The organism is Streptomyces sp. CBMA291, assembly GCF_014596525.1.
In the GTDB taxonomy this organism is placed as follows: domain Bacteria; phylum Actinomycetota; class Actinomycetes; order Streptomycetales; family Streptomycetaceae; genus Streptomyces.
Window position 1 is genome coordinate 40355 of sequence record NZ_MSJP01000077.1, and the last position, 12131, is coordinate 52485.

Annotated in this window: 10 protein-coding genes and 1 pseudogene; 3 read left to right on the forward strand and 8 right to left on the reverse strand. The window is 72.7% G+C overall.

What is annotated here, in order from left to right; genetic code table 11:
* Positions 1-304: 304 nt before the first annotated feature.
* Both BU197_RS18465 and BU197_RS18470 read right to left on the reverse strand, forming a co-directional pair.
* Entirely contained in the window at positions 305-1117 is an 813-nt protein-coding gene (locus BU197_RS18465; protein WP_188269389.1) for a YcnI family protein, read from the reverse strand.
* 122 nt (positions 1118-1239) lie between these two features.
* The gene (locus BU197_RS18470) at positions 1240-2031 is read right to left on the reverse strand and encodes a hypothetical protein (protein ID WP_188269390.1); all 792 of its coding nucleotides are present in this window, start codon (positions 2029-2031) and stop codon (positions 1240-1242) included.
* A gap of 213 nt (positions 2032-2244) precedes the next feature.
* Here BU197_RS18470 and BU197_RS18475 point away from each other — a divergent pair, with 213 nt between their 5' ends.
* Positions 2245-2736 carry an ATP-binding protein gene (locus BU197_RS18475; protein ID WP_188269391.1) on the forward strand — a complete coding sequence of 164 codons (492 nt, stop codon included), beginning with the start codon at positions 2245-2247 and terminating at the stop codon, positions 2734-2736.
* Positions 2737-2882: 146 nt separating this feature from the next.
* On the opposite strand, the gene BU197_RS18480 is transcribed toward BU197_RS18475, so the two are convergent.
* Entirely contained in the window at positions 2883-4343 is a 1461-nt protein-coding gene (locus BU197_RS18480; protein ID WP_188269392.1) for an aminopeptidase P family protein, read from the reverse strand.
* 279 nt (positions 4344-4622) lie between these two features.
* The gene (locus BU197_RS18485; protein ID WP_188269393.1) at positions 4623-6092 is read right to left on the reverse strand and encodes a PP2C family protein-serine/threonine phosphatase; all 1470 of its coding nucleotides are present in this window, start codon (positions 6090-6092) and stop codon (positions 4623-4625) included.
* 546 nt (positions 6093-6638) lie between these two features.
* Here BU197_RS18485 and BU197_RS18490 point away from each other — a divergent pair.
* Together BU197_RS18490 and BU197_RS18495 are read left to right on the forward strand one after the other, a co-directional pair.
* Positions 6639-7328 carry a bifunctional DNA primase/polymerase gene (locus BU197_RS18490; protein ID WP_188269394.1) on the forward strand — a complete coding sequence of 230 codons (690 nt, stop codon included), beginning with the start codon at positions 6639-6641 and terminating at the stop codon, positions 7326-7328.
* Between the two features lie 304 nt (positions 7329-7632).
* A complete protein-coding gene (locus tag BU197_RS18495; protein ID WP_188269395.1) occupies positions 7633-8244 on the forward strand; it encodes a hypothetical protein in 612 nt (203 codons plus the stop codon).
* A gap of 219 nt (positions 8245-8463) precedes the next feature.
* Here the strand turns inward: BU197_RS18495 and BU197_RS18500 are convergent, their stop codons facing one another.
* From BU197_RS18500 to BU197_RS18515, 4 genes and pseudogenes are all read right to left on the reverse strand, one after another.
* Complete coding sequence (locus BU197_RS18500) at positions 8464-9441, reverse strand: DUF5926 family protein (protein WP_188269396.1); 978 nt, start codon at positions 9439-9441, stop codon at positions 8464-8466.
* A gap of 557 nt (positions 9442-9998) precedes the next feature.
* Positions 9999-10601, reverse strand: coding sequence for an ATP-binding protein (locus BU197_RS18505; RefSeq protein WP_188269397.1), 603 nt, complete (start codon positions 10599-10601; stop codon positions 9999-10001).
* A 137-nt stretch (positions 10602-10738) separates the two neighbouring features.
* A complete protein-coding gene (locus BU197_RS18510; protein WP_188269398.1) occupies positions 10739-11560 on the reverse strand; it encodes a glycerophosphodiester phosphodiesterase in 822 nt (273 codons plus the stop codon).
* Between the two features lie 181 nt (positions 11561-11741).
* Positions 11742-12131 (reverse strand): annotated as a pseudogene (locus tag BU197_RS18515) (hypothetical protein); the annotation flags it as partial.

Consider the following 12131-nt stretch of genomic DNA (forward strand, 5'->3'; position numbering starts at 1 on the left):
GGGGTGGGGAGGGGGGGAGGGGGGAGCCCCCCGGACACGGAGGCTCCGGATTCGGGATAACCGGCTCCAGAGCCCCCGCGTCAGCTGGCCGTCAGACCTTCAGACCCGCCGGGCCCGTTAGGCCCGTTAGGCCCGTTAGACCCGTCAGACCCGTCAGACCCGTCAGACCCGCCAGGCCTTCAGGCCCATCAGACCCGCCAGGCCTTCAGGCCCGTCAGGCCCGCCGAACCCGCCAGCCCCGTAAGTCCTCAGGTCCTCGGGCCCGAGTCCTCAAGGGCCTCTGGGCCCTTGGGCCCGCGCTCCGTCAGGCCGAGCGGCGGCGGCCCGCGAGGACGCCGAAGGCGACACCGGCGATGCCGACGAGGATGCCGATGACGCCGAGGACCCGGGCCGTGGTGTCGGAGGAGTCGGCGGCGGCCGTCTCCTTCGCGCCCGTCTCCTTGTGCCCGGCCTTCTCATCGCCGGAGGCAGAGGCGGACGGGGCGGCCGACGCGGCGGCGCCGCCGTGGTGGTCGTCGGAGGCGGCGGAGAGCTTCAGGACGGGGGCGGGGCTCTGCGGCTCCTCCGCGCCGTCCTTCTGCTCCTCGATCCAGCGCACGACCTCCTTGTTGTCGTACGTCTGGATCGCCTTGAGGACGAGCTGGTCGACGTCCTCGGGCAGCTGGCCGAGGGAGAGCGGGAACTGCTGGAACTGGCCGGGGCCGATCTTCGAACCGTCGGCGGTCCAGGTCACCTTGGAGACGGCCTCGTTGATCGTCTTGCCGTGCAGCTGGAGCGGCTTGTCGAGCTTGCTCTTGGTCACCTCGGCCTTCCAGCCGGGGATGGGCTGCGGCATGACGGAGGCGAGGGGGTGGTCGAGCGGGAAGTTGACCTCCAGCTTCACGGTGGAGGCGTTGTCCCGCTCGTTGGGGACCTTGATGTTGACGGTGGCGTAGCCGCCCTTGGCTGCCTGGCCCTCCGGCTGCACGCTGACGTGCGCGAACGCCGGGCCGGACAGCAGCACCACGGAGGAGAGCGCGATACCGCCGGCGAGGGCGACACGCGAGGCGGAGACGCGGGAGGCGGAACGGGAAGACGCGCGGGAGGCGGAACGGGAGGAGACGCGGAAAGCGGTCATGGCAGAAACACTCCAGCGAGGAGAGAGACGGTGGAGTCCGGCGCGCCGAGGGGAGGGCAAGCCTCCACAGGCGTACGGACGGGCGCGGGCCCGCTCCCGTCGAGCGGTCCGGCGGTGGTGCGTCAGGCTGCGAGGACGCAGTCCGCGGCCGGGGGGCCGCGCCTGATCACCGTGTGCTGGAGGGCCTCGGCCACCGGCGGCGGCGAGGAGGCGAAGGCGGTGCGGACCGCCCGTGCCGGGCCGGTGCCCGGGGTGGCCGCGAGACCGGCGAGCAGCGCCCGTACGAGTCGGAGGGCGGCCCGCAGCGAGCGGATCACGGCGTGCTCGGCGAGTTCGGTCGCGCCCTGCTCGGAGAGTTCGACGAGTCGGACGAGGGCGCGGTCGCCGCGCCGCAGCAGCCAGCCCGTGGCGAGGGCGGCGAGCAGGTGCCCGAGGAGCATGGGCAGACCGGGCAGCAGCTCACCGGCGGGGGAGCCCGCAGCGGCCAGATGGCCGGGGTGGGCTCCGGCGCCCGTGACCGCGCCCGTCGGGTCGAGCCCGGCGTCGCGGACGATCCGGGTGGCGTCGACCGGGGTGAGGGAGGCGCCGCCGGCCCCGCAGACCAGCCGGGCGGCCATCCGGACGAGGACGTCGTCCGCTTCGGGGCCCAGCGTGAGCCGGCGCTGTCCGAGGCCGAAGAGTACGTGCAGGGTGAGCTGCCCGCCGGTCAGGGTGGCGACGACGAAGCCGAGCGAGCGTTCGCGCCCCGCGAGGAGGACGGTGATGCCGAAGATTCCGAGGAACCCGGCGACCAGGGCCCAGGGGGCGATTCCCGCGCAGGCGGCCAGGGCGTGCCCGAGCGCGGACAGCACGACGCAGACCGCGGTGAACACCGCGGCCCTCAGCAGCCGTGGAGCGAGCGCGGGGGCATTCATGGCGGGCCCATCATCGCACCAAGGCCCCTGTCCGCAGGAGGCAGGTCCGTAAGGTCGCCCTTGCGGCGCTTGGGCGTCTTCGATGGGCCATACACCGGGTTCCCGGCGGCGTGCATCCGCCGAACGAGGTCTCTTGGCGACTTCTCGTGCTTACGAAGGGTTCCGCCAGGCAATAGGTATCGGTATGTCGAGCCGCTGCCGGGAGGCGGGAGCATGAGCATCTGGTGGTCACTCCATCTGCGGCGGGAGGCCGCCAGTGTGCCGCTGGCCAGGCGGCTGCTGCTGGGCACGATGGAGACGGCGGGGGTCGATCCCGAGGTGTCGTACGAGCTGTCGGTCGCGCTGACCGAGGCCTGTGCGAACGCGGTGGAGCACGGCGGGGGCGGTGCGGACGGAACGGGCACCGGGACCAGGGCCTATCGGGTGACGGCGTATCTGGACGGCGAGACCTGCCGTATCGAGGTGGCCGACTCGGGCCCGGGTTTCCCGGGGGCGGCCGGGCCGTCGGGGACGCCGGGCGCGGGGATCGCGGCCACCGGGGTGCCGGAGGCTCCGGCGGACGCCGAGCACGGCCGGGGGCTGCGGCTCATCGAGGAGCTGGCGGACCATGTGCACTTCGGCAACCGGACGGGCCGGGGCGGCGCGGTGGTCAGCTTCGACAAGATCCTGAAGTGGAAGGACAGCCCGTCGCTGCTGCTCGCGTGACGCACCCGCCCCGGGAAGCGAACGAGGACGCGTACGCGGACGCGAACGGGAAAGCGAACGGGGTGGGAAGCAGATCAGCGAACGGGAACGGGGAAGGGCCCCGCCGGTCGGTCGACGGGGCCCTTCGGTTCCAACGTAAGCGGAGATCAGCCCTTCAGCGCGGCCATCCACGCCTCGACCTCGTCGGAGCGGCGCGGCAGCCCGTCCGAGAGGTTCCGGTTGCCGTCCTCGGTGACGAGGATGTCGTCCTCGATCCGGACGCCGATGCCCCGGTACTCCTCCGGCACCGTCAGGTCGTCGGCCTGGAAGTACAGACCCGGCTCGACGGTCAGGCACATGCCCGGCTCAAGGGTGGTGTCGACATAGGCCTCGGTGCGCGCGGCGGCGCAGTCGTGGACGTCCATGCCGAGCATGTGGCCGGTGCCGTGCAGGGTCCAGCGGCGCTGGAGGCCCAGCTCCAGGACGCGCTCGACCGGGCCCTCGACGAGGCCCCACTCGACGAGCTTCTCGGTGAGGACGCGCTGGGCGGCGTCGTGGAAGTCGCGGTAGGCGGCGCCGGGCTTCACCGCGGCGATGCCCGCCTCCTGCGCCTCGTACACGGCGTCGTAGATCTTGCGCTGAAGCTCGGTGTACCGGCCGTTGATCGGCAGGGTGCGGGTGATGTCGGCGGTGTACAGCTCGTTGGTCTCGACGCCGGCGTCGAGCAGCAGCAGGTCGCCGGAGCGCACGTCGCCGTCGTTGCGGACCCAGTGCAGGGTGGTGGCGTGCGGGCCCGCGGCGCAGATGGAGCCGTAGCCGATGTCGTTGCCCTCGACGCGGGCGCGCAGGAAGAACGTTCCCTCGATGTAGCGCTCGCTGGTGGCCTCGGCCTTGTCGAGGACCTTGACGACGTCCTCGAAGCCGCGGGCGGTGGAGGCGCAGGCCTTCTCCAGCTCGGCGATCTCGAAGGCGTCCTTGACGAGGCGGGCCTCGGAGAGGAAGACGCGGAGTTCCTCGTCGCGCTCGGCGGTGACCTTGTCGGTCAGGGCCGCCTCGATGCCGGCGTCGTGGCCGCGCACGGCGCGGACCGGGCCGGTGGCCTCGCGCAGGGCGTCGGCGAGCTCGCGGACGTCCTTGGCGGGGACGCCGAGGAGCTGCTCGGCCTCGGTGAGGGAGTGGCGGCGGCCGACCCACAGCTCGCCCTGGCCGTCGAGCCAGAACTCGCCGTTCTCGCGGTCGGAGCGCGGCAGCAGGTAGAGGGTGGCCTCGTGGCCTTCCCCGGTCGGCTCCAGGACGAGGACGCCGTCCTGGGTCTGGTCGCCGGTGAGGTACGCGTACTCGGTGGAGGCGCGGAAGCTGTACTCGGTGTCGTTCGACCGGGTCTTCAGGTTTCCGGCGGGGATCACCAGGCGCTCGCCGGGGAAGCGGGCGGAGAGCGCGGCACGGCGCGCGGCCGTCCGGTCGGCCTGGGCGATGGGCGCCAGGTCGTGCAGCTCGGTGTCGGCCCAACCGGACTTCATGTTCTCGGCCAGCTCGTCGGAGACGCCCGGGTACAGGCCGTTCTTCCGCTGCTTGATCGCCTGCTGCTCGGTCTCTTCCGGGGTCTCCGGCGTGAGCTCCTCGGCCACGGGTCTGCCTCCTCTGGTACGACACTGAACCACCCCCATCGTACGGTCGTACGGAAGGGGGCCCAGGGTCGGAGGACCCATTACTGGAATGTCACATTCCGCTCATGGGTCCTCACCGGTGCACACGGGCGACGCGCTCACTCGAAACGGGTGCCGGGCTCAGGCGAAGCGGCCGCCCGTTTCACGTGAAACGGGCGGCGACCGTCTCTCGGAAGCGACCGGCCCCGTCTCACTCGAAACGACCGGTGCCCGTCCCATTCGAAGCGGGCGGCACCCGGCTCACTCGAAGCGGGCGGCGAGCAGTACCACGTCCTCGCCGTCGACCTCGGTGTCGAGTCCCTCCGGGAGGAGGGTCCGCAGGACGTGGTCGGCGATCGCGCCCGGGTCCTCGCGGTCCGCCCTGGGCACGCTCGCGGCGGCCGCGTGGAGCCGGGCGAAGGCCCGGTCCATGGCCTCACCGGTACGGCGCAGCAGCCCGTCGGTGTAGAGCAGCACCGTTTCTCCAGGCTCGGGGGACAGCTCCACGCTGGGCGCCTCCCAGCAGGAGAGCATCCCGAGCGGGGCCGAGAGCGAGGTCTCGACGAACTCGGTGCGCCGCTCGCCGACGATCAGCGGCGGGGCGTGCCCGGCTCCGGCGAGGACGATCCGGCGCTGGTCCGGTTCGGCGTAGGCGAAGAGGGCGGTCGCGGAGCGGGCAGGTTCGGTGAGCCGGAGCAGGAGTTCCAGGTCGGAGAGGACGGCGACCGGGTCCTCGCCCTCCATCACGGCGTACGCGCGCAGGGAGGCGCGCAGTCGGCCCATGGCGGCGAGGGCGGTGGGCCCGGAGCCGGAGACGGAGCCGACGGACAGTCCAAGGGCGCCTTCGGGCAGCGGCAGTGCGTCGTACCAGTCGCCGCCGCCCCGGGGGCCGGTGCGGTGGCGGGCGGCGAGCCGGACGCCGGGGACGAGGGGGAGGCAGCTGGGCAGCAACTCCTCGGCGACGGTGCTGACCTGGGCGCGGGCGCGTTCGATCTGGAGGAGCCTGGCCAGGTGTTCGGTGGCGAAGCGGCTGTAGTGCCCGACGAGATGGCGTCGGCGGGAGTCGGGCTCGGCGGGCTCGTCGTAGAGCCAGACGGCCGCGCCGATCCGGCCCGCGTCCTTGGTGGCGAGGGGCAGGGCGTAGCTGGCGGCGTAGCCGAGGCGGGCGGCGACCTCGCGGTGGCGAGGGTGGAGCCCTTCCTCGACGCGGACGTCGCGGATGGTGATCGGATCGGGGATCCGGCCGGGGTGGGCCGGGTCGGGCCGGGTGTCGAGGAGGCGCCCGTAGCTGCTGGTGCCGCGCGGGATGGTCTCGATGATGCCGAGGTCGGAGTGGGCGAGCCCGAGGCCGACGGTGGTGGCGGGGCCGAGACCGTCGGCGGGTTCGAGGACGCCCATGCCGCGGCGGGCTCCGACGAGCGCGGCGCCCGCGTCGAGCACCTCGTGCAGGGCCTCGTCGAGGGTGTCGGTCCTGACCAGGCGCTCGGTCAGCTCGTGGAGGGTGGTGAGGTCGGAGACCCAGGCGGCGAGGCGGTCCTGGATCAGCGCACCGGGAGGGGTGAGCGGTTCCGAGGGCTTCGCGGCGGCGGGCACCCCGGGAAGGGGCGACGTAGTCTGCTGGGGAGCAGGGACGGCGGAATCGATTCCGGCCACTTTCGGCAGGTGCGGGGCACTCATGTCAGTCGGCTTTCCGACCGGTGCGTTTGACGCCAGAGCATCGAAAACCCCCATGCCATCCTGAGCCGCTCGGTGCATCCACATGTACACGTACAAGAGGAACGATGTCCAGCATTGTCCTCGCGGGACTTGTGGTGTCCGAGAGGTTGCGCGAGAGGGTTGAAGTCGGCGCGAAGTTGGCTGAAAATTACCCCCAGTGTGCACCTTTTGCGGTCGACTGGCGTCGTTTGAAAGCGCGTCATTCCGAGCGTGCTGGGTACGTAATCGGTGACAGGCAAGGGCAGTTGGAACTGTCCCGGAACGCTCCGCGGAACCCCGGCGTCTTCAGAGCCGCAGGCCGCAAGCCCGTCACCGAGTGGCGGGGAACGTGTTCCGACCCGCCCCTGGTGCTGACCCGGCTCCACCTCGTTCTGACCTGGCTCCACCTGGCTCCGACCCGCTCCACCGGTTCCACGTGGTCCACCTGGACACGGCCCGGACGGCCCCGCTCCGACGGGGGCCGCCACCCCGTCGACCCCGGTACGCGCTGATACGCACAGTGAAAAGTCCTGCACATGGTGTGATGTGGATTCGGCGTTCAACGGAAAGGAACGAGCGCTCATGCGCGAGATCCTCGGAATGCGACGCAGGCTCCGGTTCCGGCGCAAGGCGAGGACCGCCCGGCTCGAAGCGGCGGTCTCCTTCGCCGTCGCCTGGGGCTGGCCCGTCCTGCCGGGAGCGAGCCCGCGAGTGCCGCGTGGTGCGGTGCCCGTGCCGTCGGGGGCGGCCTGCTCCTGCCCAGACCCCGATTGCGTGGTGCCCGGAGCCCACCCGTACGACCCCGAACTCCTCGCCGCCACCACGGACGAGCGCATGATCCGCTGGTGGTGGACCAGGCGTCCGGACGCCCCGGTGCTCCTCGCCACGGGGGGCGGCGCGCCCTGCGCGGTGAGCCTGCCCGCGGTGGCCGGAGCGCGGGCGCTCGTCGCGCTCGACGCGATGGGCATACGGCTCGGCCCGGTCGTGGCGACCTCGACCCGCTGGTCGATCCTCGTCGCCCCGTACGACCTCGAACGGCTCGGCGAGCTGCTGTACGCGAAGGACAGCGTGCCCAGTTCGCTGCGGTTCCATGGAGAGGGCGGCTATCTGGTCCTGCCGCCCTCGGTCACGGGGACCGGACAGGTCCGCTGGGAACGGGCCCCGCTCGCGGGCTCGGCCCGACCGTGGCTGCCGGACGTCGAGGCGGTGGTCGACGCACTGGTGGAGGCCGGCACCAGTGCTCCGGGCGGTGGGAGCCGACTCGCGTACTGAGGGAGGTCCGGACCGTTCGCGGGGAAGGGTCCGGGCCGTGGGCTGAGGGGGGTCTGGGCGGGCGTGGGAGAGGGGTCCGGGCCGTCGGTTCCCTGTCGGCTCGGGTGCTCACCCGAACGGGTGTGTACGGGGGCGACTTACGGGGAAACGGGCGGATGTCCGGCGGGAGGGCCGCCGGGCGTCGCTAGGGTCGCCCCCATCTCCGCTCATGCCGTCCGCCGGGACGGCTCCGGCCCAGGCGGGCACGGGCGGGGCGGCTCCGGCCCAGACACGGCACCGGTCCAGGCGGGAACAGGTGGGGCGTATGAGTGCGGTGGATCTCCGGGTGGCCGGAGCGGTCGCCGCCGTCACGGTCGCCGTCCTGCTGCCACTCCTGGTGACGGCGGGTTGGACGACTGGACCCACCGGGGTTCCGGCGGCGGAGTCCGGCCCGGTCCCGCGTACCCCTGGATTCGCCGTCGATTCCGTCGGCTCCGCCGAATCGGTCGGTTCCGTCGGTTCCGTCGGTTACGGCGGTTACGGGGGGTCTGGCGGGTCCGTGGATTTCGTGGTTTCCGCCGGGGAGCGGGTCGCGCGCTGTGGACCGGAGCTGGTTTCCCCCGACGGGGTCGAGGCGCAGACCTGCGTCCTCGCCGAGGGCTCCGAAGCCTGGGCGCGTACGTACTACCGCAACGCCTCCGGGCAGGATCTCGACGCGTTCCTGACCCTCATGACCCCTGGTGGAAGGACCGTGCAAGTCCACTGCGCCGTCACGGCGCAGGACGAGCCGGGGAGCTGTGAAACGCCTCGGGAGCGGGATCGCGGAGGGGCGGCGGCCTCTACGGCGGTCGCGGAATTCGCGGGTGCGGGCGAGGGCGGCAGCACTCCGCTGCTGCTGCGGGCCGAGAGCAACAGGCCGTTCGCGGAAGGGAGTTGAACGTCGACGCTCCGGTATGACCGGCAGCGGACATGGAAAGGCCCGATCGCTGGCGACGGGGGATGCACCAGCGACCGGGCTTCCAGAACCGTAACAAGAGATCTGCTGTTCGCAAATTCGATCTCAGTTATTCGGACAGGGATTTACCCGTGCGACGGCTCTGTTGTGGCGGAAGTCACCGACTGACCGGTCTGTCAGTCACCGATACCACCTGGGGTATCAGCTGAGAGTGACCTGGCGGTTGGTGAGGCCGCCGCGGGCACGCCGTTCCTCCGCGGTCAGCGGGGCGTCCGAGGCGAGCGCCCCGGCGAGCCGCTCGGCGAACTCGGCGGCGGGCTTCTCGCACTCCTCCGCCGTCATCGAGGTCGGCAGGTCCCAGACCGGCACCATCAGACCGTGGGCGCGGAACGAACCGACGAGCCGGGTGTCCTCGCCGATCGAGGTCCCATCGGCGGCCTGGAGCCGGGCCAGCGCGTCGAGCAGCCGCTCCTCCGGGTACGGCATGACCCAGCGCAGGTGGTTCTTGTCCGGGGTCTCGCACCAGTACGCCGAGTCGACACCGGTCAGCTTGACGGTGGGGATCGCGGCGGCGTTGGCGCGCTCAAGGGAGGCGGAGACCTCGGGGTCGGCGCCGTCGGCGGTCTGGGGGATCCAGAACTCGAAGCCGGAGTGGACCTCGGGGGCGAACGGGGCGTCCGCGTCCAGCAGGTCCTGGAGGCGCGGGCCCTCGGCGGGCACCCTGCGCCCGGCGACCGGGGTGCCCGGCTCGGTCTCCAGGGCGCGCAGCAGGGTGTCGGCGAGGTCGCGCGCGAGGTCGCCGGAGGTGGAGTCGTTCTGAAGGGCGAGCAGCACGGAGCCGTCGTCGCGGCGGAGCGCCGGCCAGGCCATCGGCAGCACGGTCGCGAGCGTCACGGAGGGGACGCCCTCCGGCAGGCCGTCCTTCAGGGTGAGCGGCACGGTCGCGGCGGGCACCAGCTCGCGCAGCGCGACCCAGTCGCACTCGCCGGGCAGGCCCTCGAAGGGGCGGTGGACGAGTTCGGTCACGGCGTGCGAGGCGGCCCGGCCGTGGCACGCCTTGTAGCGGCGGCCCGAACCGCACGGGCACGGCTCGCGCGCGCCGACGACCGGGATCTCCCCGTTCGTGACCTGTGCCTGACCGGTCGTGCCGGTCTTCGTCTGGGGGCGCTTCTTGGCCATGGTGTGGCTTTCTCCCGATCGCGGCGGTGCGGTGTCTGTTTCGGCCGCGAGCCTAGCCGCACGGGCCGTCCGGCCCTTTCAGGCGGGGCGCGGCCCTCCGGGACGAGGGGTCGGCCGTCCGGGACGAGGGGGTACCGGCCGGGTCGCCGAATGCCGAATGCCGAATGCCGTACGGCCTCGGTCCCGGCCCAGCCCTCGCCTCCGCCTCCGGCCCGGTCCTCGGTCGGGACGCCCCAGCCCACGCCTCCGGCCCGGTCCCTCGGTCGAGGCGCCTCAGCCCCGGCCGCCCGTCCTGCCACCCAGCTCCGGCTACCGGTCTCGGGCTCCCGGTTCCGGCCGCCCTCCCCGGCTCCCGGCCTCGGGCTCCCGGTTCCGGCCGCCCTCCCCGGCTCCCGGCCCCGGCCGCCGGTCTCGGGCTCCCGGCCCCGGTCACCGTTCCTGACCGCCGACCGCCGACCCGGCCTTCAGCCCCCGGTCCTCAGCCCCTGGCCTTCAACCCCCGGTCCCCGGTCCTCAGCCCCTGGCCTTCAGTCCCCGGGCCCCCGGGTCCCCGGTCCTCAGTCCAGATCGTCGTACGCGTCCAGGATGTCGAAGCCCGAGCCGCCGCCCACGCGGGTCGCGAAGTCCTCGCGGCGGTGTCCTTCGGTGACCACCACCCAGACCGTGACCTCGCCGGTCGCGCTGTCCCGTACCCCCCAGTCCTGGGCCAGCGCGCTGATGATGTTCAGCCCGCGTCCGCCCCGGGCGGTCACCGAGGGCGTCGACGGGACGGGTCTCGTCGGACCGCCTCCGTCGGTGACCTCGACTCTGAGCCCGCCCGCCGGGTCCACCCGCCAGGCGGCCCGTACGTCCCCGTCGCCCCGCTCCGTCCGCCCCAGCGGCCTGCCGTACCGGCAGGCGTTGCTGAGCAGCTCGGAAAGGATCAGAACCGCGTCGTCCACGACCGCGTCGGACACCCCGCTGCGGTACAGCTCGTCCCGCATCCGGTGCCGCGCCTTACCCACGCCCGCAGGGCCATGGGGTACGGCCATGCACGACGACGTGGGCACCTCTTGTGTCACCACCAACGCCACCCCCGAGACCTCCTTTGCCCCACGCCACGGTGTGGATGCCCCAATGGACTGGACCGGAAACCGGCCAATCCGCGTTCGATGAGGCACTCGTGACGATCGCGTACACACGGAACGCGCCGGTGTGCGCCCCGCCGTCTCCGTAATCCCTTGGGGCGTATGGGAAAGGAGGGGTTGACGAGGGGATATCAGGGGGCGCACGGGGGGTGCGGAAGAAGGGGCGGGAGTCAGCCGCGGCCGAGCTGTGCGAGGACCTGCTTGGGGCGGTTGGTGATGATCGCGTCCACTCCGAGGCGCTCGCACAGCTCGACGTCCTCCGGCTCGTCCACCGTCCACACATGCACCTGGTGCCCGGCTTTCCGGAGTCGCAGGATCACGGCGGGGTGGTGCCGCACGATCCGGATCGAGGGCCCCGCGATGCGCGCGCCCGCGGGGAGCCGTCCGTCGCGCAGGCGAGGCGAGACGAACTGGGAGAGGGAGACGGTGGGCAGGGTGGGCGCGGCGACGGCGATCCGGTGCAGGGAACGGGCGGAGAAACTCATGATCCGTACCGGCGATTCGGCGGGTGCTGGGGGCGCGTCGAGACCGAACCGGTTGAGGAGCTGGAGCAGCTTCTCCTCGACCTGTCCCGCCCAGCGGGTGGGGTGCTTGGTCTCGATGGCCAGCTCGATGGGGCGCCCGGCGTCGGAGACCAGCTCCAGGAGGCGTTCCAGGGTGAGTACGGAGGCGGATCCCGGGGCGCGCCGGTCGGGGCTCTCGCCGGAGTCCTCGCGCCCCTTCCAGGTGCCGAAGTCGAGCGCGGCGAGATCGGCGAGTTCGAGGGCGGAGACGGCGCCGCGGCCGTTCGAGGTGCGGTTGACGCGCCGGTCGTGGACACAGACGAGATGCCCGTCGGCGGTGAGACGGACGTCGCACTCCAGGGCGTCGGCGCCGTCCTCGATGGCCTTCACATAGGCGGCCAGGGTGTGTTCCGGCGCGTCCTCGGAAGCGCCGCGGTGGGCGACGACCTGGAGGGGTGCGCGGTCGGGGTGCTGCCGTGCGTGAGTCACGGCGTCATGGTGCCATTGGCGGGGCGGGACGGACACAGGGGAAGCTGTCCGTTCTGTCCCTATATAAATGAAGGGGTGCGTATGCACAGCTCCGGCTTACGGTGGCCTGACGTCCCGTGGGAAAAGCTGGTGCAGCACCCTGGAACCAGCAGGTGGCCACCGAGGACACCACCCCGCGCAGTCAACGAGGAGAGCGAGCTGTGAGCACCGAGAACGAGGGCACGGCGGTTCCGGCGGACCAGGCTGCCCCGTCCGCCCAGTCCGCCCCCTCCGCCCCGTCCGTCCCTCCCGCGCCTCCGGCGCCTTCCACGGCGCCTCCGCAGGAGCCGAAGCAGGAGTCGGCGGCGGCGTCGGATCCGGCGCTCTCGTCACCTGCGTCGGATCCGGCGTTCTCGTCGGCCCCTTCCGTTCCGGAGCCCACCCAGCCCCTGCCGACGGCCTCGGCGCAGGGGCAGGAGCCGCCGCAGGCCCCGCCGACGACCCAGGCCCCCTCCCCGGCCCCGGTCCCCCCGGCCCCTGCCACCGCTCCCGCCCCGGCGCCCGCTTCCGCCGCCGCGCAGGGCCCCGCCCC

Excerpts from the sequence above, each read along its gene's own strand:
- BU197_RS18470 (WP_188269390.1), bottom strand. The coding sequence starts at position 2,031 with ATGAATGCCCCCGCGCTCGCTCCACGGCTGCTGAGGGCCGCGGTGTTC.
- BU197_RS18500 (WP_188269396.1), bottom strand. The coding sequence starts at position 9,441 with ATGGCCAAGAAGCGCCCCCAGACGAAGACCGGCACGACCGGTCAGGCA.
- BU197_RS18465 (WP_188269389.1), bottom strand. The coding sequence starts at position 1,117 with ATGACCGCTTTCCGCGTCTCCTCCCGTTCCGCCTCCCGCGCGTCTTCC.
- BU197_RS18495 (WP_188269395.1), top strand. The coding sequence starts at position 7,633 with ATGAGTGCGGTGGATCTCCGGGTGGCCGGAGCGGTCGCCGCCGTCACG.
- BU197_RS18475 (WP_188269391.1), top strand. The coding sequence starts at position 2,245 with ATGAGCATCTGGTGGTCACTCCATCTGCGGCGGGAGGCCGCCAGTGTG.
- BU197_RS18485 (WP_188269393.1), bottom strand. The coding sequence starts at position 6,092 with ATGGGGGTTTTCGATGCTCTGGCGTCAAACGCACCGGTCGGAAAGCCG.
- BU197_RS18490 (WP_188269394.1), top strand. The coding sequence starts at position 6,639 with ATGCGCGAGATCCTCGGAATGCGACGCAGGCTCCGGTTCCGGCGCAAG.